General features: G+C 47.9%; 21 protein-coding genes. 2 read left to right on the forward strand and 19 right to left on the reverse strand.

The window, feature by feature from the left end; genetic code table 11:
* Nucleotides 1–492 precede the first annotated feature (492 nt).
* Both DXA57_RS04280 and DXA57_RS04285 read right to left on the reverse strand, forming a co-directional pair.
* Entirely contained in the window at nucleotides 493–2031 is a 1539-nt protein-coding gene (locus DXA57_RS04280; protein WP_117764987.1) for a sensor histidine kinase, read from the reverse strand.
* Complete coding sequence (locus DXA57_RS04285; protein ID WP_117764989.1) at nucleotides 2032–2712, reverse strand: response regulator transcription factor; 681 nt, start codon at nucleotides 2710–2712, stop codon at nucleotides 2032–2034. It abuts the gene before it with no gap.
* 245 nt (nucleotides 2713–2957) lie between these two features.
* Here DXA57_RS04285 and DXA57_RS04290 point away from each other — a divergent pair, with 245 nt between their 5' ends.
* Nucleotides 2958–3539, forward strand: coding sequence for a tRNA (mnm(5)s(2)U34)-methyltransferase (locus DXA57_RS04290; protein WP_117764991.1), 582 nt, complete (start codon nucleotides 2958–2960; stop codon nucleotides 3537–3539).
* A gap of 50 nt (nucleotides 3540–3589) precedes the next feature.
* Here DXA57_RS04290 and DXA57_RS04295 read toward each other — a convergent pair whose 3' ends face one another.
* The 17 genes from DXA57_RS04295 to tdh all read right to left on the reverse strand — a co-directional run bounded on the left by DXA57_RS04295 (nucleotide 3590) and on the right by tdh (nucleotide 22772).
* Nucleotides 3590–5680: a polyribonucleotide nucleotidyltransferase gene (locus tag DXA57_RS04295; RefSeq protein ID WP_117764993.1), complete on the reverse strand. Its 2091-nt coding sequence runs from the start codon at nucleotides 5678–5680 to the stop codon at nucleotides 3590–3592.
* Nucleotides 5681–5839: 159 nt separating this feature from the next.
* Nucleotides 5840–6106 carry a 30S ribosomal protein S15 gene (rpsO, locus tag DXA57_RS04300; protein ID WP_117764995.1) on the reverse strand — a complete coding sequence of 89 codons (267 nt, stop codon included), beginning with the start codon at nucleotides 6104–6106 and terminating at the stop codon, nucleotides 5840–5842.
* Nucleotides 6107–6269: 163 nt separating this feature from the next.
* The gene (locus tag DXA57_RS04305; protein WP_117764997.1) at nucleotides 6270–6719 is read right to left on the reverse strand and encodes a DUF3592 domain-containing protein; all 450 of its coding nucleotides are present in this window, start codon (nucleotides 6717–6719) and stop codon (nucleotides 6270–6272) included.
* Nucleotides 6716–7609: a bifunctional riboflavin kinase/FAD synthetase gene (locus tag DXA57_RS04310; RefSeq protein ID WP_117764999.1), complete on the reverse strand. Its 894-nt coding sequence runs from the start codon at nucleotides 7607–7609 to the stop codon at nucleotides 6716–6718. The genes DXA57_RS04305 and DXA57_RS04310 overlap by 4 nt, the downstream gene beginning before the upstream one ends.
* A gap of 71 nt (nucleotides 7610–7680) precedes the next feature.
* A complete protein-coding gene (truB, locus tag DXA57_RS04315) occupies nucleotides 7681–8601 on the reverse strand; it encodes a tRNA pseudouridine(55) synthase TruB (protein WP_117765001.1) in 921 nt (306 codons plus the stop codon).
* 16 nt (nucleotides 8602–8617) lie between these two features.
* Entirely contained in the window at nucleotides 8618–9580 is a 963-nt protein-coding gene (locus tag DXA57_RS04320; protein ID WP_199612675.1) for a DHH family phosphoesterase, read from the reverse strand.
* Nucleotides 9573–9941: a 30S ribosome-binding factor RbfA gene (rbfA, locus tag DXA57_RS04325; protein WP_117765003.1), complete on the reverse strand. Its 369-nt coding sequence runs from the start codon at nucleotides 9939–9941 to the stop codon at nucleotides 9573–9575. Before rbfA ends, DXA57_RS04320 begins: the two co-directional genes overlap by 8 nt.
* 1 nt (nucleotide 9942) lies before the next feature.
* Nucleotides 9943–12705 (reverse strand): translation initiation factor IF-2, encoded by a 2763-nt coding sequence (infB, locus tag DXA57_RS04330; protein WP_147345661.1) that lies wholly within the window; start codon nucleotides 12703–12705, stop codon nucleotides 9943–9945.
* A gap of 72 nt (nucleotides 12706–12777) precedes the next feature.
* Nucleotides 12778–13092, reverse strand: coding sequence for a L7Ae/L30e/S12e/Gadd45 family ribosomal protein (locus DXA57_RS04335; protein WP_117765007.1), 315 nt, complete (start codon nucleotides 13090–13092; stop codon nucleotides 12778–12780).
* Nucleotides 13079–13357: an RNase P modulator RnpM gene (rnpM, locus tag DXA57_RS04340; protein WP_117765009.1), complete on the reverse strand. Its 279-nt coding sequence runs from the start codon at nucleotides 13355–13357 to the stop codon at nucleotides 13079–13081. The genes DXA57_RS04335 and rnpM overlap by 14 nt, the downstream gene beginning before the upstream one ends.
* Nucleotides 13358–13381: 24 nt before the next feature.
* Nucleotides 13382–14575, reverse strand: coding sequence for a transcription termination factor NusA (nusA, locus tag DXA57_RS04345; protein WP_117765011.1), 1194 nt, complete (start codon nucleotides 14573–14575; stop codon nucleotides 13382–13384).
* Nucleotides 14576–14595: 20 nt separating this feature from the next.
* Entirely contained in the window at nucleotides 14596–15060 is a 465-nt protein-coding gene (rimP, locus tag DXA57_RS04350; RefSeq protein WP_117765013.1) for a ribosome maturation factor RimP, read from the reverse strand.
* Nucleotides 15061–15216: 156 nt separating this feature from the next.
* On the reverse strand, nucleotides 15217–17457 hold the full coding sequence (locus tag DXA57_RS04355) for a DNA gyrase/topoisomerase IV subunit A (protein WP_117765015.1): 2241 nt from the start codon (nucleotides 17455–17457) through the stop codon (nucleotides 15217–15219).
* 17 nt (nucleotides 17458–17474) lie between these two features.
* Entirely contained in the window at nucleotides 17475–19397 is a 1923-nt protein-coding gene (locus DXA57_RS04360; protein WP_117765017.1) for a DNA gyrase/topoisomerase IV subunit B, read from the reverse strand.
* A gap of 181 nt (nucleotides 19398–19578) precedes the next feature.
* Entirely contained in the window at nucleotides 19579–20343 is a 765-nt protein-coding gene (locus DXA57_RS04365) for an Ig-like domain-containing protein (RefSeq protein ID WP_158571230.1), read from the reverse strand.
* A gap of 157 nt (nucleotides 20344–20500) precedes the next feature.
* The gene (locus DXA57_RS04370) at nucleotides 20501–21697 is read right to left on the reverse strand and encodes a glycine C-acetyltransferase (protein WP_117765021.1); all 1197 of its coding nucleotides are present in this window, start codon (nucleotides 21695–21697) and stop codon (nucleotides 20501–20503) included.
* A 19-nt stretch (nucleotides 21698–21716) separates the two neighbouring features.
* A complete protein-coding gene (tdh, locus tag DXA57_RS04375) occupies nucleotides 21717–22772 on the reverse strand; it encodes an L-threonine 3-dehydrogenase (RefSeq protein ID WP_117765023.1) in 1056 nt (351 codons plus the stop codon).
* Between the two features lie 826 nt (nucleotides 22773–23598).
* Between tdh and DXA57_RS04380 the strand changes: the two genes are divergently transcribed.
* Entirely contained in the window at nucleotides 23599–23922 is a 324-nt protein-coding gene (locus DXA57_RS04380) for a hypothetical protein (protein WP_117765025.1), read from the forward strand.
* Nucleotides 23923–23952: the final 30 nt, after the last annotated feature.

Below are 23952 nucleotides of genomic sequence, written 5' to 3' on the forward strand. Positions count from 1 at the left end.
TTCTTTTGAACTTTCAAGGATATGTCACTGTTCAGTTATCAAGGTTCTTGGTTTGTTGCCGTCTCAGCAGCAACTTTTATACTATATCAGGTTCTGTTTCTTTTGTCAACCACTTTTTTATCTTTTTTGAAGATTTAAAAGTTTGAATTGTTTGAATTGTTTGAGCAGTTCAATCAATTTCATCGGCGACATGGAGTATAATACACCAATGAGACGGGATTGTCAACTACTTTTTTCAAGTTTTTTCATTTTCCATTGGACGATTGCGCAATCATTGGACAAATCAACACTTACAGGCAAAAAAATACTGCATGAAATTTGTTCCACGCAGCATTTTTCAATCGTTTCTTTCTTCAGTTCTCTTCTATTGTCCCTTCCCGTGCTTCTTTCATAAGAAGGCAGGTTTCAAAATGGATACAATGTCTGAAATTACAGTCTGCAAAGGTCAAAACCAAGCCTTCCGTACTTTCTTCATATTCGCAGCAGACGGTATTAGACCTGTTCTGGGCCCGGCAGTAACCGCTGATCATCTTTTCCTGTATTTCCACATTTTTCGCCTCCATCCAGTTCAAACCAGAATTCTACACCGTTATCATAGTTCTTGACACCACATTTCTGATGGAAAGAATCCATGATAGCTTTTACAATGGAAAGACCGATACCGCTTCCACCGTATTCCCGGGTCCTGGCTTTATCCACTTTATAAAATTTGATCCAGATCTTATCCAGATCCTCTGCCGGAATCGGTTTGCCCGTATTGAAGACAGTCGTGCGGATCACATTCCCCGGCTTCCGGATCAGTTTGACATCGATGACCTTGTCTCCCTCCAGGTGATTGAGGGCATTGCTGATATAGTTTGTCACAACCTCTTCTACCTTGAATTCATCTGCCCAGACATAAACCGGCTCTTCCTCCTCAAACAGGATCTTTGCCTCTTTCTGCTGTGCCAGAATGGAAGCAGACTGTATCACACCTTTCACCAGGCTTACCAGATCAAACCGTTCCATCGTCACTACATCATTTCCAAACTCCAGCTGATTCAGCGTCAGAAGTTTTTTCACCATCTGATTCATCTTGGAAGATTCATCCATGATCACTTCACAGTAAAACTCCCTGCTTTCCGGATCATCGTTGATACACTCCTTTAGCCCTTCTGCATAGCCCTGGATCAAAGCGATAGGGGTTTTTAATTCGTGCGAGACGTTTGAAAGAAATTCTTTTCTCATTTCATCGATCTGTTCTTTCTTCCGGATATCGCTCTGAAGCTCATTATTAGCCGTTTTCAGCTCAGAGATCGTTTCCTGAAGCTTATCGGACATCTGATTGAAGTGATCCCCCAGCTGGGCGATCTCATCACTTCCGCCCCTGGTATATTTTGCTTCAAAATCCAGTTCTGCCATCCTTTTGGAAAGCTCTGTCAGCTCCTGAATGGGTTTGGTGATCTGTTTGGACAGCCATACGGCAAGAATAACACCAAAGAGTATGCCTGCCAAAGCAAAATAGCTGAAAAACTCATTGGAGATTTTCACACTGTCCCAGATGCTGTCCAATGCCAGACGCATGATAAAGTTATAGCCATTGTCCAGACCGCCCCAGATCTCCAGATAATACTGTTCATTAAAAGGATCCCTGATCTTTTGTACTGTATAATGATCCGTATGGATCAGCACATCCTTTTCAAAAGAGCTCACACCATAATTATAGGCAAACAACCGTCCTGCCAGCAGAGATTTGTCCTGGTCAGAGCTCACACACCAGAGCTCCGGGTTCATCTCTTCGTCACTGATGACCAGTCGGATATTATAGCGATTACAGAGAAGTTCCAGATTTCTCTGGAAATCATCCTCCTGATAGGAATTGGGAAGATCATAGGCATTGATCAGAGAATAGACCTTGATCAGGGCCCGTTCCTTCTGCACCATATAGTATTTTTCCAGAAAAACATTGTTCACAAGAAAACTGGTGCCCAGAACAAATAGCAGCAGAGCAACGATCGCCACTGCGATCCTGTTTCGTATGGAATGTTTCATTTATCCTTCCACCTCGAATTTATATCCCATTCCCCAGATTGTCCGGATATAATCCCCTGCTTTTCCAAGTTTGCTCCGAAGCTTCTTTACATGGGTATCAATGGTTCTGGCATCCCCGAAATAATCATAGTTCCAGACATTATTCAGGATCTTTTCCCGGGAAAGAGCCAGTCCCTGATTTTCCATAAAATAAGAAAGAAGTTCAAATTCCTTGAAGCTCAGTTCCACCTCCTGGCCATCCACTTTTACCTGATGAGCTGCCTTGTCAAGAGAAAGGATCCCGGCAGTGATCACACTGTCAGAAGAAATAGCATTTGTTCTTCGAAGGATCGCCTCCACACGGGCCACCAGGATCTTGGGACTGAAGGGTTTTGAAATATACTCATCCACTCCCAGTTCAAAGCCAAGGAGTTCATCCTGTTCATCTCCTCTGGCTGTCAGCATGATGATAGGCACCTTGGAATGTTTCCGGATCTCGCGACAGACCTGCCAGCCGTCCATCTTTGGCATCATGACATCCAGAATGATCAGCGCAATGTCTTTTTCTTCAAAGAAAAGATCCACTGCCTGTTCTCCATCTCCGGCCTCAAGTACCTCAAAATCCTGACGGACCAGAAAATCCCGCACCAGTTTGCGCATTCTGCTTTCGTCATCGACTACCATTACTTTCAGTTTTTCCATAAATCTTCACCTCAGGTCTTTTTTATCTTTCCACTGCTGCAGCCAATACTTCCGCAGCTTTTTACTTTTTCTTATCTTAACACAGCTTTATGTAGGTTCTGTGAAAACAGACACTTGCCACTAAACTTTTTTTGCCGTTATCCTCATTCTAGCAGTTTGTAAAAAAATTGACAAGTACCGGAAAATGATCTATGCTTTTTCTGATCGGAGCACAAGCCTGATGAAACACAGAAAGGAACTTTTTTATGACTTCATATCAAATCACCGAATGGTGTCATCGGATGATCCGGGACTTTGTTTCTCCCGGTGATCTCTGCATGGATGCCACTATGGGAAACGGTCACGATACCGCATTTCTCTCTTCCCTGGCAGGAACCGAAGGCCAGGTCCTCGCTTTTGACATTCAGGAAATCGCTCTTTCAAATACCCGGAAAAGACTGAGAAATGAAAACTGCCCGGACAATACTACGCTTTTTCTTGAAAGTCACACAGAAATCGGAAAACATGCCCTCCCAGGCAGCGTTTCCTGCATCACTTTTAATTTTGGCTATCTTCCGGGAGGTGACCACGCAAAGGCCACACATCCTGAGACAAGCCTTGCCGCCGTAAAAGCGGCTCTTCCGCTTCTGAAAGCCGGTGGCCTTTTAAGCCTTTGCATTTACAGCGGTCAGGATACGGGCTTTGAAGAAAGAGATGTACTCCTGCAATTTTTACAGACTCTGGATCCAAAGAGCTATCTGGTGTTGAAAACAGATTATTTTAACCGACCCAACCATCCGCCGATTCCTGTTTTTGTCATCCGTCAGGAAGCAACATCCTCTTTATAGGCACAAAATCAACAAGAGCCGCCCAAAAAGGCGGCTCTCATTTTTATCTATCAGTCTTCTTTTACATCTTTCATACTGAAGCTCATTCTGCCCATCTTGTCTTTTCCAAGGCATACAACCTTCACGACATCACCGAGAGTCAGCACATCCTCTACACGGTTGATACGCTCTTTGGCAATCTTGGAGATGTGGACCATACCCTCTTTACCCGGAGCAAACTCAACGAATGCACCAAATTCCTTGATGCTGACAACTTTACCGGTCAGAAGCTGACCTGCCTCAAAATCGGTTACGATGATCTTGATCAGGTCGATGGCTTTCTGGATCATTGCCATATCCGTTCCGCATACAGAAACTGCACCGTCATCGGTGATATCAATCTTCACGCCGGTCTCATCGATGATCGCATTGATGGTCTTACCCTTCTGACCTACCACATCACCGATCTTATCCGGATTGATGCGGATCTGAACGATCTTCGGTGCATACTCGCCTACTTCTTTTCTCGGCTCTGCGATCGCTTTTGCCATAACCTCATCCATGATGTAGATTCTTGCCTCACGGGTTCTTGCAATGGCCTCCTCAATGATCGGACGGGTCAGACCGTGGATCTTGATATCCATCTGGATAGCAGTGATACCTTCATGAGTACCAGCCACCTTAAAGTCCATATCGCCAAAGAAGTCCTCCAGACCCTGGATATCCGTCAGTACAATGTAATCATCATCGGTGTCACCGGTCACCAGTCCACAGGAGATACCTGCTACTGCAGATTTGATCGGTACACCAGCTGCCATCAGGGACATACTGGAAGCACAAATACTTGCCTGAGAGGTAGAACCGTTAGATTCAAAAGTCTCAGATACGGTACGGATGGCATACGGGAACTCAGCCTCGCTTGGAAGTACCGGAACCAACGCACGCTCTGCCAGAGCTCCGTGACCGATCTCACGACGTCCCGGTCCACGGCTCGGTTTTGTCTCACCAACAGAATAGCTGGGGAAGTTATAGTGATGCATATATCTCTTAGTCACTTCTGTCTCATCCAGACCATCCAGACGCTGTGCCTCAGAAAGCGGTGCCAGGGTGCAGACGTTGCAGATCTGTGTCTGTCCACGGGTAAACATGGCAGAACCATGCACTCTCGGAATAATATCAACCTCTGCTGCCAGCGGCCGGATCTCTGTGATTGCACGGCCATCCGGACGTTTGTGATCTTTGAGAATCATCTTGCGGACGGTCTTTTTCTGATACTGATAAATAGCCTCTCCAAGGATTGCCAGCCAGTCCTCATTGTCAGCAAACTCTGCTTCCAGTTTTTCAGTGATCTGACGGATATTTTCTTCTCTTGTCTGTTTGTCATCGGTAAATACGGCAACTTCCATCTCTTCCGGAGTAACAATCTTCTTGATTGCCTCAAAGAGTTCCTCAGGAACCGCACAGCTCTCATAGGAGTGCTTTTCTTTTCCGCACTCTGCTACGATGGTATCAATGAATTTAATGATCTCCTGGTTTACTTCATGTGCTTTGAAGATTGCCTCAATCATTTTAGCTTCCGGGATCTCTTTTGCTCCGGCCTCGATCATGATAACCTTTTCACGGGTGGAAGCAACGGTCAGCTGCAGGTCGGAAACATCCTTCTGAGCCAGGGTCGGGTTTACAATGAGCTCGCCATCGATCATACCGATCTGAGTCGCTGCACAGGGGCCGTCAAAAGGAATGTCAGAAATGCAAGTGGCAATAGAGGAACCCAGCATAGCAACCACTTCCGGATTGCACTCGGGATCTACAGCCATAACCAGGTTGTTCAAAGTTACGTCATTGCGGTAATCCTTCGGAAACAGCGGACGCATGGGACGGTCGATGACACGGGATGTCAGGATCGCATGCTCGCTTGCTTTTCCCTCTCTCTTGTTAAAGCCGCCCGGGATCTTTCCTACAGCGTACATTTTCTCTTCATATTCCACACTTAAAGGGAAGAAATCAATGCCCTCACGGGGTTTGTCGGATGCGGTTGCGGTGCTGAGGATGGTGGTGTCACCATAGTGCATGAAAGCTGCACCGTTTGCCTGTTTTGCAACTCTGCCGATGTCAACGCTCAGCGTTCTTCCGGCAAGTTCCATGGAAAACGTCTTATACATATGTTTTTCTCCTTTTCCGGCAGCCTTCCATCCGAAACAACTGAAAAAAAGACTTTTCGGGAAAATCTGCTTTTCAGTGGTCTCGGCGGCTCCTGCTGCCTCATTTGTTTTCTTAACGCAAAGTGGGGACGGAAGACCCGTCCCCGTTTTTGTTTCTGATTATTTTCTGATACCAAGTTTTGCAATCAGAGCACGATAGCCTTCCAGATCTGACTTTTTCAGATATGCAAGGAGTCCACGTCTCTGACCAACCATTTTCAGAAGACCTCTTCTGGAATGATGATCCTTCGGGTTCTCCTGCAGATGAGCGGTAAGCTCCTGGATACGAGCGGTCAGGATAGCGATCTGAACCTCCGGTGAACCGGTATCGCCAGCTTTTCTTGCATACTCGTTGATGATTGCTGTTTTCTTCTCTTTGGAAATCATAGTTAAATCCTCCTGAAATAATAAAATAAATAATAGATAACCGCCTGTCACTTAAGACGGGGTCGGAGTGTCCGCAACCTTAGTGACGGCTAAACTCATACTGCATCAGTATAACAGAAGTTTTTCTTTCCGTCAACTCATTTTCCTGATATTTTGCGAAGTCTCAGCCAAGGATCCGCAGTCCGAAAAGAAGGTAACAACTGCCACCTGCCAGCAGAAAAAAAAGCCCCGCCATATAAAGAAGATATTCCATGCGTTCTTCCCTTCCCGGATGATTCAAAGTGAAGCGTTCCGGCTTTTGTACATCATAGCGAATCGGGACCTTTTCTCCCACACGGAAAGCAGGCGGATTGCTGCCCTTCCGGTAACGCTCCCGGATCAGACGGCCGCTGGAGGCATAAAAGCTCATGACCGGATAATAATAGTCATGAACACCTGCCTCTTTTCCCGCCTTGTCCGGTTTTCCCGGGGACAGTTCCACCACAGTCGCCACCGCCCTGCCTTTGTAAGGATCCTTGGCCCTGCGGATCTCACGGAAAATAACTCCCGCTATGGTAAGGAGAATCCCCAGTACAAAGAAGACCTCGCTGGCATTTTCCAGCATCCTGCTCATCGAAGAAACTCCTTTCCATAGGCGATGTCTCTTTCCAGCTGCTCCCGGAGTGCATCCAGAGACTCAAACTTTTTCTCCGGACGGGTAAAATGAAGAAGCTCCACGCGAAGATCCGCTCCATAAAGATCCTCATCCACATCATAAAGATAAGTCTCCACTCCCCGGAACTTTTCTCCCACCGTAGGTTTGTAACCGATATTTGTCATACCGCCCAAGATCCTTCCATCCTCCAGATACGTTCTGGACACGTAAACACCATTAGGAGGCAAAAGTTTCCTGGTCGTTGGAATCAGATTAATTGTCGGAAAAAGCAGTCTGCCTCCCATATGTCTTCCATGGAGCACTTCTCCGGAGACAAAATACGGATAACCGAGAAGTTCTTCCGCCAACTCCATTTCTCCTTTTTCCAGGGCTTCCCGGATATAGGTACTGCTGATCTCTCTTCCCTTATAAGCTTCCTTCTTTATAATCTCCGCCTGATAGCCATAAATCTTCTGCAGCTCCAGTAAAAGAGAAGCATCTCCTTTTCTCTCATAACCAAAGTGGAAGTCCTCTCCTACGATAACCTTCCGGGCATGAAGCTTTTCTGCCACGATCCCCCGGATAAATTCTTCCGGCTCCATATGCGCCACCTCCGGAACAAAAGGGCATTCCACCAGATAGTCGACTTTCTGCTTTTCCAGCATAGCACGCCGTTCTTCCCGGGTCAGGAGCATGCCTTTCCGGTTAAAATCCAGCGTAAAAACCACACTTTTCAAGCCCTGTCTGGAAAATTCCCGGGTACGGCGGATCAGCTTCTGATGTCCCCGGTGAAGCCCGTCAAATTTTCCAAGGGTGACAGCTGTCTCATCATTGATATAAAGCCCTTCAAGGCCCTGTATGTATTCCATCTGTTTCCTCCTGTCCTTCTCTGTACGGATATACAAAAGTCCACGGAATGTTTCCGTGGACTCCCGGATATTCAGCCATTCTCCCGGTCATAAAACATTTTTTCCAGACGGTACTGTTTTTCAGACTCTTCGTAGCGATAGAGTGCATAAAACCTTCCATCTGCATCATATACCCGGAGCCTTTCGCCATCGGGCACCGGCTGCTCCGTCTGTACAGAAGCCGCTCTGAGCGTGTTTCCATTGACCAGAGCTTTTATTCCTTCCTCCAAAACCACAGCCTTCGGTGCGGCAGCAAACATCCCGTCGATCGGAAGGATTTTTTCCATAAGACCTTCCAGACCTTTTTCTGTTTTAAGTGCTTCCACCTCGCCCAGCTTGATGGCTTCCTCCAGACAGAAGCGGTCTACACGGGTCCGAAGAAGACTTTCCATACAGCCGCCGCAGCCCAGTTTTTCACCAATATCCTGACAAAGCGTCCGGATATAGGTTCCCTTGGAACAGGTCACTTCCATAGTCACCCGTGGAAGTTCCACCTGCTCCACACGGATCTCCCGTATGGTCACTCTTCTGGGCTTGCGTTCCACTTCTTTTCCGGCCCGGGCCAGATCACAGAGTTTCTGTCCGTTGACCTTCAGTGCGGAATACATCGGAGGAATCTGATCATACGCTCCCACAAAAGACATCACTGCCCCCCGGACAGTTTCTTCATCTGCCGTTACAGGCTGTTCAGAAAGAACCGTACCGGAAACATCCTGTGTATCCGTATTCTTTCCTAAAAGCAGCACCGCCCGATAGGTCTTCTCTTTGTCTGTCAGAAGATCGCAGAGCTTTGTTGCTTTCCCCAGGCAGACAGGAAGGACTCCTTCCGCATCCGGATCCAGAGTCCCTGTGTGACCAATCTTTTTCTGTTTTAAAATCCCACGGAGCTTTCCCACCACATCGTGAGAAGTATAACCCCGTTCTTTATAAATATTGATTACTCCGTGAATCACAAATTTGCTCCCTGTCTCAGTTTTCTGCTGCTTTCAGCTGTTTCTCGATATGCAGTGTCAGATTGTTGAGTACATCATAAACACTGCCCTGCATGGTACAGCCGGCTGCCCGGACATGACCGCCTCCTCCGAAATAGGAAGCCACACGGCTCACATCCACCTTTCCGTTGGAACGCAGACTTACCTTAAACTCCTGAATGGCTGTTTCATAAAGGAAAATAGCCACTTCCACACCTGCGGTGTTGCGGAGCTGGCTTACGATGCCCTCCAGATCCTCGCCGGTCACACCATAGAAGTCCAGGTCTTTTTTCCGAAGAGCGCTGATGATGCATTTTCCATCCATCAGAAGCATGCTCTCCAGAAGTGCACGTCCCAGGATCTGGTTCTGCAGATAGGTCTTCTGGAAAAAAGTCTGATCCAGAAGTTCATTGAAATCAAATCCTTTGTCTATCAGCTTTCCGGCAATTTCCATCGTACGGCTGCTGGTGCAGGAATACTGAAAGACACCGGTGTCATGGGCAATTCCCATATAAAGAGCTTTGGCTGCATTTACAGAGAGCTTCTTATCATCCAGCAAAAGGTAAACAAGCTCCGAAGCGGAGCTGGCTTCCGGCTCGATAAACTGCACGTCACCAAAGCCATGATTGCTGATGTGGTGATCCACGCAGATCACTTTTCCTGCTGTATGGAGATACTCCGCTGCGTTTCCCAGCCGCCCGATATCTCCGCAGTCCAGAGAAAAGAACACATCATAGGTTTCCTTCGGGTAAGAGGTACGGATCGTCTCCGTTCCTTCCAGTACCCGGAATCTTTCCGGCACAGACTCCAGATAAAGATCCACAGCCTCCAGTGCCGGATAATTTTCCCTGAGATAGAGCCCCAGCCCCAGGCAGGAACCGACGCAGTCGCCGTCCGGCCGTATATGACCGGCAACAGCGATGCGTTTTACACCCTTCAATTCCTGATCAAGATCAAACATTTTCATCATCCTTCACAGTGACCTCGTCAATGATCTTTGACATATGCACACCATATTCAATGGACTGATCCAGAATAAAACGGATCTCCGGTGTGTTTCTCAGATTAACGGTATGCGCCAGCTCGCGGCGGATATAGCCTTCTGCACTTTTCAGTCCCTCCAGAGTCGCTTTCTGTGCTTCACTGTCACCAAGAACACTGATATATGCTTTACAGGTCTTCAGATCCGGTGCTACTTCTACAGCGACCACAGAGGTCAGCGGGCTGATCCTCGGATCCTTGATCCCGCCGCGGATAATGTTGGCCAGCTCTCGCTGTACCTCTCCGTTGATCCTTGTATTTTTGATACTGTTTTTTCTCATATTATCTCGGCACCTCTACCATGATATAAGCTTCTACCTGGTCGAACTCCTGCAGGTCATTGAATTTATCAAATACAAGACCACACTCGTAGCCGGCCTTTACTTCTTTTACGTCGTCTTTGAATCTCTTCAGAGAAGCAAGCGCACCCTCGTAGATCTGTTTGCCTTCTCTGGAAATGCGGACTTTGCAGTTTCTCTGGAAAACACCATCCAGAACATAAGAACCGGCAATGGTTCCGACTCCGGATGCCTTGAAGGTCTGACGGACCTCTGCATGACCAATCACCTTCTCTTCGTAGATCGGATCCAGCATACCCTTCATGGCAGCTTCCACATCGGCGATGGCATCGTAGATGACACGGTAGAGACGAAGGTCGACGCCCTCACGCTCTGCTGTTGCTTTTGCCGTGCTGTCCGGACGTACGTTAAAGCCGATGATGATGGCGTTGGAGGTTGCTGCCAGAGTAACATCAGACTCATTTATGGCACCTACACCGCCGTGGATGATCTTAACCACAACTTCATCGTTGGAAAGCTTGAGAAGGCTCTGTTTTACTGCCTCTACAGAACCCTGTACATCGGCTTTTACAATGATGTTCAGTTCTTTCAGATTTCCTGCCTGGATCTGACTGAAGAGATCATCCAGAGACATCTTGGAACGGGTCTCCTCCAGAAGTCTCTCTTTATTTTCACTGATGAAGGTCTCTGCAAAGCTTCTTGCTTCCTTCTCAGAATCAGTCTGAACAAAGATCTCACCTGCATTCGGGACATCAGAAAGTCCCAGAATTTCAACCGGAACAGAGGGTCCTGCCTCTTTGACACGGCGTCCCTTGTCATCGATCATGGCGCGGACTTTTCCAAAACAGGAACCTGCTGCGATGGGATCTCCCACATGAAGTGTACCTTTCTGTACCAGAACGGTAGCAACCGGACCTTTTCCTTTATCCAGCTGAGCCTCGATAACAAGACCTCTTGCTTTACGGTTCGGGTTTGCTTTCAGCTCATCGACCTCTGCTGTCAGAAGGATCATCTCAAGAAGCGTATCCATACCCTCTCCGGTGTGTGCGGATACCGGTACACAGATGGTGCTTCCGCCCCAGTCCTCGGGGATCAGTTCATATTCGGAAAGTTCCTGTTTTACACGCTCGATATTAGCACTCGGCTTATCGATTTTATTGATGGCAACAATGATCTCAATACCTGCCGCTTTCGCATGGTTGATCGCCTCAATGGTCTGCGGCATCACACCGTCATCTGCAGCTACAACAAGGATTGCGATATCTGTAGCGTTTGCTCCACGCATACGCATAGCGGTAAATGCCTCATGTCCCGGAGTATCCAGGAATGTGATCTTCTGACCATTGATAGTTACCATGTAAGCACCGATATGCTGGGTGATTCCACCTGCCTCTTTTGCGATGACATGGGTATGACGAATCGCATCCAGAAGAGAAGTCTTACCATGGTCAACATGACCCATTACGCAGACAACAGGCGGTCTGGGAACCATTTTGCTTTCGTCCTCTTCGTCCTCTTTCAGAAGTTCAGCGATCACATCTACCTTTTCCTCCGGTTCTGCGATGCAGTTAAACTCCAGAGCAATTTCTTCTGCTGTCTCATAATCGATCTCATGGTTTACGGTCACGATCTTGCCCTGCAGGAAAAGTTTCTTCACGATGGCAGCCGCCTGGATTTTCATCTTATCCGCCAGTTCACGGATGGTCATGGTCTCCGGAAGAATGATGTTTTTGATCTCATCTTCCTTCTTCTCCGGAGCCGGTGCCGGTTTTACGGTCTGCGGCTTGCTGTTCTTCTGATTCTTTCCTGCATTGTTGCCTCTGGATACATTTTTCTTCTCCAGACGGTCAAATTTATCCTCACCACTGTTCTTTCTGTTCCGGTCGTTGTTACGGTCGGTACGGGTTCTGGATTCTTTTGTCAGCGGTTTGCTCTCCATGGGAGCCTTAGGAATAGAAGAGCCACCTCTCTGGCCGCCTCTTCTGTCTCCGTTCTGCGGACGTCTCTCGCCGTCCTGCCCCTGGTAGCCGCCTCTTCTCTCGCCATTCTGGCCCTGCGGACGTCCGCCGCCCTGGCCCTGATAGCCGCCTCTTCTCTCACCATTCTGACCCTGCGGACGTCTCTCGCCGCCCTGGCCCTGATAATTTCCTCTTCTTTCACCATTCTGACCCTGCGGACGTCTCTCGCCGCCCTGGCCCTGGTAATTTCCTCTTCTCTCACCATTCTGACCCTGCGGACGTCTCTCGCCGCCCTGGCCCTGGTAATTTCCTCTTCTCTCACCGTTCTGACCCTGGCTTCTTCTTTCGCCATTCTGGCCCTGCGGACGTCTCTCACCATTCTGAGGTCTTCTTTCTCCGCCGTTTCCGGTGTTCTGACCCTGCGGACGTCTCTCGCCGCCCTGTGCTGCCGGACGGTCTCCTGCTGTTCTCTTTTCCTGAGACTGTCCGCCTGCCGGACGTGCCGGTTTCTGGCTCTTCTGCCCTGCCGGACGGCTGATTCCGCTCCGGCTGTTCTGAGGATGGAACACCTGTGTGATATTCTTTTTCTTGGGTGCTTCTCCCTCGGTATTCTTCTGATTTTCCATCTTGGATTTTTCGTTTGCTTCCACTTTTTTCCTCACCATTTCTATCTGTTTTTCTTCCAGAACGGCCATGTGACTGGTCACTCTGCATCCGTTCTGTGTTAATATCTTCATGATTTCCTGATTGGATCTGCCTAAGCTTCTGCCAAGCTCATAAACTCTCATTCTCACGATAACGACCGCCTCCTGCTCTTTTTCTGGTGCAACAGGCGGAACCTGCCATACCTGTTACGGATCTTATGCTTCCAGCGCATCCAGCTGCTTCCGGATCGCTTCTGCAAGGCCTCTGTCATTCACAGCCAGGGAAGCTCTGAATTCTTTTCCCATGGCTGCGCCCAATTCATCCTTTGTTCCGTACAGATACATGGGTACTTTATAAAAAGTACACATATTTGTAAATTTTTTCTTCGTGTTGTCCGAGCTCTCAACAGAAACGATCACCAGGCACGCTTTTCCTTCTTTGACGGATTTCTCCGTGGAAAACTCTCCGCTGGCTGTTTTGCCCGCCTTCGTGGCAAGCCCCACCAGGGACAGGATCTTATTCTGTTTCAATCGGTTCTATCTCCTTTTCCAGCGTCTCATAGACCTCTTTCGGAATCGCCATTTTCAGGGAACGTTCGATCCCTTTGTTTTTTACCGCCTTCTGAAAGCATTCCCGGCTGGGACAGATATATGCCCCTCTCCCGTTTTTCTTTCCGGTGGTATCGATGATCACTTCATCTTCCGTGGTCTTGAGAATACGGATCATTTCTTTCTTGCTTTTCATTTCCCTGCAGCCGATACACTGACGCATGGGAACCTTGCGGACCTGACTCATTTTCTCACCTCCGGGCGGCAGGATTTACTCTGCATCCCCTTCTTCATTCTCCGGTGTGCTTTCAGCCGCTGCCTCTTCCTCGTAATCATCGCTGGTATAGTTCTTATCGGTATAATCGTCCTCGTAATCTGCGGACTCCTCATACTCACCGTTATCTCCGAAAAGATCATCAAATTCGCCGGACTCTTTTGCCTGGGTCTCACTCTTGATATCGATCTTGAAACCGGTCAGACGGGCTGCCAGACGGGCATTCTGTCCTTCTTTACCGATTGCCAGAGACAGCTGGTAATCCGGAACGATAACTTTTGCGGTCTTTTCGTCATCATCTGCAATAACAGAAATAACTTTTGCCGGGCTCAGTGCATTCTCGATAAGAATCGCATTGTTCTCGTTCCAGTTGATGATATCGATCTTCTCACCGCGCAGTTCATTTACGATGGCATTGACTCTGGCACCGTTGATACCAACGCAGGCTCCTACGGGATCTACATCCGGGTTATTGGAATAAACAGCCATTTTTGTACGGCTGCCTGCCTCACGGGCGATACATTTGATCTCTACTGTGCCGTCACGGACCTCGGTAACCTCAGACTCAAAGAGGCGTTTTACCAGCTCCGGATGTGTTCTGGATACCAGGATCTTCGGTCCTTTGGAGGTGTCTTTTACCTCAAGGATGTAAACCTTGATCCTCTCAGTGGGACGGAATACCTCGCCCTTTACCATCTCGTTTTCATTGAGGATCGCATCTACTTTACCTAAGTTTACGCTGACATTCTTTCCAAGGTAACGCTGTACGATACCGGTCACAACGTCACGTTCTTTTGCGTAATACTCATTATAAAGCACTTTGCGCTCTTCCTCGCGGATCTTCTGAAGAATCACGTTCTTTGCATTCTGGGTTGCGATACGGCCAAACTCTTTGGAATGGATCTCCACATTCACCGTATCTCCGAGTTCATAAGTGGAACGGATCATTTTTGCCTTGGAAAGGGCGATCTCTGTCACATCATCGGTAACCTCTTCCACAACGGTCTTCTCAGCCCATACATGAAACTCACAGGTCTCCGGATTGATGCTTACTTTTACGTTGTCAGCTTTGCCGAAATTATTCTTACATGCCTGGATCAGGGACTGCTCAATCGCTTCCAGCAGCGTATCTTTGCTGATGTTTTTCTCTTTCTCCAGAAGTGTCAGCGCCTCCAACAATTCATTATTCATTTTGAAAATTCCTCCTTCACTCAGAAATCGAAAGCCTGCCGAATCAGCGCGATATCCGTCCTGGCAAATTTCATTTCTGTCTCTTCTAATTCAATGGTCACGGATTCTTTATCATATGCTTTCAGGACACCGGTAAATTCCTTCTGTCCCTCTATGGCACGGAAGGTACGCACTTCTACTTCCTCTCCAAGATTTCTCTGGAAATCTTTTTCCTTTTTCAGGGGACGGCCAAGTCCCGGAGAGCTGACTTCCAGGATATAGGAATCTTCAATAAAATCCTCTTCATCCAGTTTGTCACTCAAAGCACGGCTTATCAGCTCGCAGTCATTGATGGCAATGCCGCCCGGTTTATCGATATACGCCCGAAGGTACCAGCTTCCGCCTTCCTTCACATACTCCACGTCTACCAGCTCAAACCCGTTCTCCTCCATCATGGGAAGCAAGAGTTCCTCCGCCTTTTTCTCATACGTCTCTCTTTTTGTCATCTGCGCCACCTTTCCTGCCCTGTCATATGGAAAACTCTCCTTTGACAGTAAAAAGAGAGTGGACGAAACGCCCACTCAACTCTAGTTACAATATTATCAATTGCATTATAACACCCTGTAAAAGAAAAAGCAAGTGCAAAAAAAGGAAAATCCGCATTAAACCCGGGTTTTTACTCCCTTTGTATCTCTTTTTCCGATGCGGAGACGGTTCAAATGCACTTCTTTTTCTTTGTAAAGAGCAACCGCATCACCGCCAGCTGTAAGATAATATACATTTTCAATAAAATCATCATCCGCCAGCTTCATTCCGCGGACACCTACCGCATTTTTCTTTTTCATTGGGATCTCTCCTATCGGGAAGCGCAGGAAAAAGCCCTGATGGGTCTGAAGCACGATCTGCTCATATTCTCCCAGAAGTTCCACGGAGATCAGTGTATCGTCCTCATTCAGCTTGGTCGCCGCAATACAGCGTTTCGCCACATCCAGTTCAATGCCCTCCATCTGTTTGAGCATTCCCTTTTTCGTAGCCAGAAGAAGCACCGCGTATTTCAGCTTCTGCAGGCTCTCCACTGCCACCACCTGCTCACTGCTGCTGTCGTAATTACAGAGATTGTCGATGGGCTTTCCTTTATCCCGGAATTTTCCGTATGGAAGATCCAGCACCTTGATCAGATGCTGTCTGCCGCTGTCCGTGAGAATGGAGATCTTATCCGTATTCATAACGGAAAGCACATATTTGCTCTCTGCATCTGCCGCTTCCCTATTCCGTTCATAAACAGACTTATCCACCGTTCTCGCATAACCGAAACGGTCCATAAGGAAGACCACTTCCATCTCCTCGACCTTTTTCTCCTCGAAAACAGCCTCCGCCGCATTCTCAACGTCCGTCTTCCTGGGGACGGCATACTCTTTTTTCACCGCATCCAGTTCTTTGATGATGACCCGGGCCATGGATTTGTAATTGTTCAGGATATCCTGATACCTGTCAATGTTTGCCAGAGTCGCTTCATGCTCCTTCATCAGGGCTTCGATCTCCAGCCCGATGAGCTTATAAAGACGCATCTCCAGAATGGCTGTTGCCTGGTTTTCGGTAAAACGAAGTGTTTTTGCCGCTTTCTCAGAAGCTTTTGTCTTAAACCGGATTCCTTCCGTGACACCGTTTACCAGACACTCTTTTACCTGTTTCTGGTTCTTGCTTCCCCGCAGGATCTCAATGATCAGGTCGATACAGTCACAGGCCTTGATCAGTCCCTCCTGGATCTCTTTTTTGGCCAGTTCTTTATTCAAAAGCGTACGGTATTTTCTCGTAGCCAGCTCAAACTGGAAATCCACATGGTAGTCAATGATCGATTTCAGGCTTAAAGTCTCCGGTTTTCCACCGGCTACCGCCAGCATGTTCACACCGAAGGTATCTTCCAGGCGTGTCTTCTTATAAAGCATGTTGATGAGATTGTCCACATCGGCGTTTTTCCTGAGCTCCAGAACGATGCGGATGCCCTCCTTGGAGGACTGGTTGGAAATATCCACGATATCTGTCGTGACCTTATTTTCCACCAGATTCGCCACATCATTTAAAAATTTACCGATATTGGCTCCCATCATCGTATAGGGGATCTCGGTAATAACAAGGCGGTCCTTTCCGCCCTTTCCTTTTTCCACTTCCACCCGGCCGCGCAGACGGATCTTGCCGGTACCGGTCTCATAGATCGAAAGGAGGTCATCTTTGTTTACCACGATACCGCCGGTCGGAAAATCCGGACCTTTGATATACTCCATCAGTTCTCTGTTTGTGATCTGGTTATTCCGGATCACCGCCTTTACTGCATCAATGACCTCACCAAGATTGTGGGGAGGGATGCTGGTAACCATACCGACAGCAATTCCGTCAGAACCATTTACCAGGATGTTCGGTACCCGTACCGGAAGCACTGACGGTTCTTTCTCCGTCTCATCAAAATTCGGCACAAAGTCTACCACATCCTTATCCAGATCCCCAAGAAAAATCTCCTGTGTGATCTTCTGAAGCCGTGCCTCGGTATATCGCATGGCTGCAGCTCCGTCTCCTTCGATCGAGCCGAAGTTTCCGTGGCCGTCCACCAGAGGCAGGCCTTTTTTGAATTCCTGAGCCATGACTACCAGAGCCTCATAAATGGAGGAATCTCCGTGCGGATGATACTTACCCATGGTATCGCCGACGATACGGGCGCATTTCCGGTAGGGTCTGTCATAGCGGATGCCAAGCTCATACATATCATACAGCGTACGCCGCTGTACCGGCTTCAGTCCATCCCGCACATCCGGCAGAGCCCTGGCAACGATAACACTCATGGCATAATCAATATAAGATTTCTGCATAATATCCGAATATTCTGTTCGGATGATCTGTTCTTTTTCCATTCTTCCGTTCCGCCTCCTTAGATATCCAGTTCCGCATCCTGCGCATGCTCATAAATAAATGCCTTACGAGGCGGCACTTCTGTTCCCATCAGCATTTCCGTTACATCAGAAGCCATTCTTCCATCCTCGATCTCCACCCGTTTCAGAATACGGGTAGCAGGATCCAGTGTGGTTTCCCAGAGCTGCTCCGGATCCATTTCTCCCAGACCTTTATATCGCTGGAGGATAAAAGAACCCTTATGCGTCTTCCGGTAACGTTCCAGTGCTTTGTCATCGTAAAGATACTCTTCTTCCCCTTTACTGGGGATTGCCTTGTAAAGAGGCGGCATGGCAAGATACACGTGACCTTCATAGATCAGATCCGGCATAAAGCGGTAAAACAGAGTCAGCAGCAACGTGCTGATATGGGCTCCGTCCACATCGGCATCTGCCATAATGATGATCTTATCATAACGGAGCTTTGTGATATCAAAGTCATTTCCATACCCTTCAGAAAAGCCACAGCCAAACGCATTGATCATCGTTTTGATCTCCGCATTGGCCAGCACCTTGTCAATGCTGGCTTTTTCCACATTCAGGATCTTTCCGCGGATCGGAAGGATCGCCTGGAAATTCCGGTTCCGGGCAGTTTTTGCAGAGCCGCCGGCAGAATCTCCCTCTACGATAAAGATCTCGCAGATCGAAGGATCACGGCTCTCACAGTTTGCCAGTTTTCCGTTGGAATCAAAGGAATATTTCTGCTTTGTCAGCATATTGGTCTTTGCTTTTTCCTCGGTCTTACGGATCTTGGCTGCTTTTTCCGCACAGGCAAGGACACTCTTTAACGTTTCCAGGTTCCGGTCAAAATAAAGAACCAGTTCCTCACCGGTCACCTTTCCGGCAGCCTTGGCAGCATCCTGGTTATCCAGCTTGGTCTTGGTCTGACCTTCGAAACGGGGATCCGGATGCTTGATGGAAACCACCGCCGTCATGCCGTTGCGGATATCCGTACCGGTGAAGTTATCATCTTTTTCTTTCAGGATTCCCAGTTCTCTGGCATACGTATTCATCAGAGTGGTAAACGTGGTCTTAAAACCGGTAAGATGCGTTCCGCCTTCTGCATTGTAGATGTTATTACAGAAGCCTAAGACCGTCTCATGGAACTCATTGACATACTGCAGCGCACATTCCACGGTGATACCGTCAGCCTCACCTGTAAAATGGATGATCTCCGTCACGGTCTCTTTGTTTTTATTCATATCACGGACAAAGCCGGAAAGTCCTTCCGGTTCGTGAAATTCTTCCGTCTCGTTTTTCCCGTCTCTTTTATCAGTAAATGCAATGGTAAGGTTCGGATTCAGGTAAGCAGTCTCATGGAGCCGGCTTTTTACCTCCGTGGCAGAAAAACGGGTTTTCTCGAAAATTTCCGGATCCGGCAGAAAATGGACCCAGGTACCGGTCTTCCGTGTCTTTCCGATCACCGGAAGCAGACCGTCTTCCAGTTCCACCACCGGAATTCCTCTCTCGTACTTATCATAACTGATCTGCCCGTCCCGGCTGACCTTGATCTCCAGATAGGTAGACAGCGCATTGACAACAGAGGAGCCTACGCCATGCAGGCCTCCGCTGGTCTTATATGCCGCATTGTCAAATTTTCCTCCGGCATGGAGTGTCGTAAATACCAGCCGGGCTGCCGACATTCCCTTTTCATGCATTCCCACCGGGATACCACGGCCGTTATCATTCACTGTGGCAGAGCCGTCCGCCTCCAGCGTTACCTCGATCCGGTCACAGAAACCGGCCAGATGTTCATCCACCGCGTTATCCACGATCTCATAGATCAGATGATTCAGTCCCTTGGTGGACACGCTGCCTATATACATACCCGGACGCTTCCGCACTGCCTCCAGGCCTTCCAGGACCGAGATACTGCTGGCGTCATAAGTGGTCGTCTTTGCCATAGTCATTTCCTTTCCAAACATACTTTCGTTTTTTCAAAAAGCGCACTTACTATCTAACTACATTTTCCCGAAAAAAGCAAGCGAAAATTCAGCCGGACCTCAAAAGAGATCCGGCTGTTCGCCTTCTGATTTCTGCGGACATTCACGTTCCGCTTTCATGATCTGCTGTGAAAACACTTCCTTATGCCGGACTCAGCGGAGTCAGGCGGATAAGCTTACAGGGCCGGGGATCCACTGCACTGTCCAGATCCTTTGCTGAAGCTTTATACCGGATACCGTCATAATAGAAATAAAAGACCGCTTTCGAAGAAGAGGTCACCCGGAAAGGACGGTAATCCTTTCTCGCATAATAGGCAACTACAATATTCCGGTCATTGTTGTTATACGGAGGTATGGTTTTGCCCTTCAGCCAGCCAAGCTGATTTCCATTGCTGCTGTTGATCTTATCCACATCAAGAAGATAGAGGTTCTGCCAGCTCTGCCCCGGCGTCTGCAGAACGATCTTGTTGGTCAGAAGTGCGCTTCTCTTTCCAATAACCGTAAATCCAACCTCCGCAATGTGCTCGGATTCCTCTCCACTCACGCCAAGTGAAGCGACTACCACCGGAGCCTCTGCCACCCGGAGCTTGCACACCCGTCTTGCCAGACGTTTTCCGTTTTTCAATACATTGACACTGATGACGGCATTTCCGCGTCTTCTCGCGGTAACCGTTCCCCTTGATACGGTCGCTACGGAAGGTCTGCTGGATTTCCAGACAAGGGAGACTCCCTTCGGCAGACCATATACACGAAGCCGCAGCTTCTGTTTCTCTGTCAGGACCAGTTTGGTCCGGCTTAATTTTACCGCTGCTTTCGTATGTAAGGCGTTCTGCGGCAGACAGGCCAGCAGAAACAGCAGACTCACAAAGATCAGCAGACGGCTGCAGCATTTCTTTTTTTCACTCATAAAAACTCTCCCTTCCATTATAGAAATCATGCGGGCTTCCAGCAGAAAACCTTGGTTCCTGCAGGGTTCCGGCCCCTGTTCCAAGCCGGAAATCTGCAAGGTTCTGCATAATTTCATTATACACGAAAGGGAGAGTATTTTTCAATGCTTATTGCTATTATTTTGACAGTTCGTCACGAACTTCTTTGAAGCATTTTACGATGTAATCGATATCTTCTTTGGTGTGGGTCGCACAAACCTGGGTACGGATCCTTGCTTTTCCCTTGGGAACTACCGGATAGGAGAAAGCTACCACATAAACGCCTTTTTCCATCATGCGTTTTGCGTATTCGCCGGCCAGACGCTCTTCATAAAGCATGACCGGAACGATGGGATGTACACCCGGGATGATATCAAAGCCGGCTTCTGTCAGCTGATTTCTGTAGTAAGCTGTGGTCTCTTCCAGATGGTCACGAAGGCTGGTATCCTTCTCAAGGATATTGAACACTTCCATGCTGGCGCCTGCAATAGCCGGAGCCAGAGTGTTGGAGAAAAGATAAGGACGGCTTCTCTGACGAAGAAGGTCTACGATCTCTTTCCGTGCGCTGGTGAATCCGCCGCTGGCTCCGCCAAGAGCTTTTCCGAGTGTACCGGTGATGATATCCACTCTGCCCTGTACGCCACAGTATTCCGCAGTTCCACGACCGGTTTTTCCTACAAAGCCGGCTGCATGGCTATCGTCCACCATTACCAGTGCATGGAACTCATCTGCCAGATCACAGATACCCTTCAGATCTGCAATGATACCATCCATGGAGAAGACACCGTCTGTAGCGATGAGTTTGATTCTTGCTCCTGCTGCATCTGCCTCTTCCAGTTTTGCTCTTAAATCAGCCATATCGTTGTTGTGGTAACGATAACGTTTTGCTTTACACAGACGAACACCGTCGATGATGCTGGCATGGTTCAGCTCGTCACTGATCACCGCATCCTCTGCAGTAAGGATGGTCTCGAAAAGACCGCCGTTGGCATCAAAACAGGAAGAGTAAAGGATGGTGTCATCCATTCCAAGGAAGGATGAGATCCGTTTCTCCAGCTGTTTGTGAATGTCCTGGGTTCCGCAGATGAAACGAACAGATGCCAGTCCGTAGCCCTTCTCATCATAAGTCTTTTTGGCTGCCTCGATCAGGCGTTTGTCATCTCCAAGACCCAGATAGTTGTTGGCACACATATTGATCACTTCTCTTCCGTCCTCCAGTTTTACCTTTGCTCCCTGGGGAGAAGCGATGGGGGCCTCACCTTTGAAAAGACCTGCCTCTTTGATACCTTCTACTTCTTTTGCGTAAATATCCAAAATATCCTGTTTTACTGCCATTTTCCTTTGCCTCCTAACCTTAAGCTTCCTCTTCCAGTTTCGTCCAGTCAAGGATCACTTTTCCGGACATACCGCTGTTCATAGCTTCAAAGCCTTTTTCAAAGTCACGTACATCAAAACGGTGTGTGATGATATCATCCACATTCAGTCCGCTCTGAAGCATGGTAGACATCTTGTACCAAGTCTCCCATACCTTACGTCCGTAGATACCACGGATCGTCAGGCCATTAAAGATTACTTTCTCCCAGTTGATACGGGCATCTGCTCTCTGCAGTCCCAGAAGAGCGATCTTTCCACCATTCTTCATGTTATCGATCATGTTGTTGAAACCAGGCTGGCTTCCGGACATCTCCAGTCCTACGTCAAAGCCTTCCTTCATGCCGATCTCTTTCATCACATCGGTCAGATTCTCTTTTGCCACGTTGACTGTTCTGGTCGCACCCATTTTCTTTGCCAGATCCAGACGATAATCGTTCATGTCTGTGATCACAACATGACGGGCTCCCACATGACGGGAGATCGCTGCTGCCATGATACCGATCGGGCCGGCTCCTGTGATCAGGACATCCTCACCTGTCATATCGAAAGAAAGTGCTGTATGAACCGCATTTCCCAGCGGATCGAAAATGGAATAGAGCTCCTCACGGATAGAGGGGTCGCAGTGCCATGCGTTTGCTGCCGGAATCACCAGATACTCAGCAAAAGCACCGTTTCTGTTCACGCCTACACCCTGAGTGTTTTTGCAGAGGTGCTTCATACCTGCCAGACAGTTCCGGCATTTTCCGCAGACGATATGACCCTCGCCGGATACCAGATCGCCTACTTTGAAGCCTTCCACGTTCTCTCCAACCTCTACAATCTCTCCCACATACTCATGACCTGCAGTCAGACCAACCGGAATCGTGTGCTGTGCCCAGTCATTCCAGTTATAAATATGTACGTCTGTTCCACAGATCGCCGTTTTGTGAATTTTAATCTTCACATCATTTTTCCCCACCATCGGTACCGGTACTTTTTTCATCCAGAGACCTACGTCTGCTTTTTCTTTTACCAGTGCCCACATCATTTCACCCATTACCTTTTCCTCCTTAGCTTCCGGAAGGGGTGCTTATCGTACGCGCAGGAAAGGTTTCCGTTTCTTCTTTTTTCTCCTGCAGTACTTCGTTTTCCACCGTTCTGAAAATCCCCCGAAATTCCCGGTGTACCTATAACGAAGTCCCCTTACACGTCTTCTTTTCCTTACTGTTTAAGGTAATTTCATCATAACAGATAGAAGAAAAAAAAGCAAGCATTTTTCCGTGTCTTGCGTACATTTTTTCTTGTTTTGTTTTTCTCTCAGATACACGCACAAGTGTCGTTGATTTAAAGACAACGCTGTTTTTGCCATTTCTTTTGAAGGTCTGCGTGCTGCGTTTACGAAGCTTCCAGCGTATCAGATCCTGTCTTCGCTGACTGAGAACAACAGGCCTCAGGTCTACGCACTGCTTCGGTCGGTGCTCACCGAGTCCCACTGGAACTCAGCACCCCGTGCATTGCATGCGCTCTCGCTGCATTCGCAGCTTTTGTCTGAGGCCAATGGATCTACATTCCATTTCGGTCCGCGCTCACCGAGTCCCACTGGAACTCAGCACCGTTCCGCCCATTCCGAAACAAAAAATTCATCCTATTGCAAACAAGTTTGCATAGTCTGATTTTTTTGTTTCGCTGATGTTCTGAACCAATGTCACTTAGTTAGGCTTATCGGTTCAAGTCAATTTGAACCTCTAACAAAAATATTTTAATATGTAGTTGACAAAGCAGCTAAAATGTGTGGCCGCTCTCGTTGCTGATAAATTCATGAGGTAACGAGAGCGGTCCTTGAATTAGAACTATGTTTCATTCTAATTCAAGGAGGTTTAACTATGACTTTTCCTGAAACAGTCAAAACTACACTTTGGGACATTATTGATGAGATGTCCCTCTCAATTTCTTCTTTTGTAAATAATCCTGACAAGGATTTTTTACGCAGACGCAAGCTTGATTTCAAAAAAATGATGCGTTTAATCATTTCTATGGAAAGCGGCAGTATGAATCATGAACTTCTTAAATTTTTTAACTATGATTTTTCTGCCCCTACAAGTTCTGCATTTTATCAGCAACGTTCGAAACTGTCAGTTTCTGCTTTCCGTCATCTTTTAAGAGAATTTAACCTGAATTATTCACGGCTTTACCGTGAAAGTGGCTGAAAGCCACATAGTTACTGTATTTTAACTGCA

Source organism: Blautia sp. OF03-15BH (assembly GCF_003463065.1).
In the GTDB taxonomy this organism is placed as follows: Bacteria; Bacillota; Clostridia; order Lachnospirales; family Lachnospiraceae; genus Limivivens.

What these genes read in the sequence shown, in the direction of transcription:
- DXA57_RS04280 (WP_117764987.1), bottom strand. Translation starts at nt 2,031, where the DNA reads ATGAAACATTCCATACGAAACAGGATCGCAGTGGCGATCGTTGCTCTG.
- DXA57_RS04285 (WP_117764989.1), bottom strand. Translation starts at nt 2,712, where the DNA reads ATGGAAAAACTGAAAGTAATGGTAGTCGATGACGAAAGCAGAATGCGC.
- DXA57_RS04290 (WP_117764991.1), top strand. Translation starts at nt 2,958, where the DNA reads ATGACTTCATATCAAATCACCGAATGGTGTCATCGGATGATCCGGGAC.
- DXA57_RS04295 (WP_117764993.1), bottom strand. Translation starts at nt 5,680, where the DNA reads ATGTATAAGACGTTTTCCATGGAACTTGCCGGAAGAACGCTGAGCGTT.
- rpsO (WP_117764995.1), bottom strand. Translation starts at nt 6,106, where the DNA reads ATGATTTCCAAAGAGAAGAAAACAGCAATCATCAACGAGTATGCAAGA.
- DXA57_RS04305 (WP_117764997.1), bottom strand. Translation starts at nt 6,719, where the DNA reads ATGAGCAGGATGCTGGAAAATGCCAGCGAGGTCTTCTTTGTACTGGGG.
- DXA57_RS04310 (WP_117764999.1), bottom strand. Translation starts at nt 7,609, where the DNA reads ATGGAATACATACAGGGCCTTGAAGGGCTTTATATCAATGATGAGACA.
- DXA57_RS04320 (WP_199612675.1), bottom strand. Translation starts at nt 9,580, where the DNA reads ATGTTTGATCTTGATCAGGAATTGAAGGGTGTAAAACGCATCGCTGTT.
- rbfA (WP_117765003.1), bottom strand. Translation starts at nt 9,941, where the DNA reads ATGAGAAAAAACAGTATCAAAAATACAAGGATCAACGGAGAGGTACAG.
- infB (WP_147345661.1), bottom strand. Translation starts at nt 12,705, where the DNA reads ATGAGAGTTTATGAGCTTGGCAGAAGCTTAGGCAGATCCAATCAGGAA.
- rnpM (WP_117765009.1), bottom strand. Translation starts at nt 13,357, where the DNA reads ATGAGTCAGGTCCGCAAGGTTCCCATGCGTCAGTGTATCGGCTGCAGG.
- nusA (WP_117765011.1), bottom strand. Translation starts at nt 14,575, where the DNA reads ATGAATAATGAATTGTTGGAGGCGCTGACACTTCTGGAGAAAGAGAAA.
- rimP (WP_117765013.1), bottom strand. Translation starts at nt 15,060, where the DNA reads ATGACAAAAAGAGAGACGTATGAGAAAAAGGCGGAGGAACTCTTGCTT.
- DXA57_RS04355 (WP_117765015.1), bottom strand. Translation starts at nt 17,457, where the DNA reads ATGGAAAAAGAACAGATCATCCGAACAGAATATTCGGATATTATGCAG.
- DXA57_RS04360 (WP_117765017.1), bottom strand. Translation starts at nt 19,397, where the DNA reads ATGGCAAAGACGACCACTTATGACGCCAGCAGTATCTCGGTCCTGGAA.
- DXA57_RS04365 (WP_158571230.1), bottom strand. Translation starts at nt 20,343, where the DNA reads ATGAGTGAAAAAAAGAAATGCTGCAGCCGTCTGCTGATCTTTGTGAGT.
- DXA57_RS04370 (WP_117765021.1), bottom strand. Translation starts at nt 21,697, where the DNA reads ATGGCAGTAAAACAGGATATTTTGGATATTTACGCAAAAGAAGTAGAA.
- tdh (WP_117765023.1), bottom strand. Translation starts at nt 22,772, where the DNA reads ATGGGTGAAATGATGTGGGCACTGGTAAAAGAAAAAGCAGACGTAGGT.
- DXA57_RS04380 (WP_117765025.1), top strand. Translation starts at nt 23,599, where the DNA reads ATGACTTTTCCTGAAACAGTCAAAACTACACTTTGGGACATTATTGAT.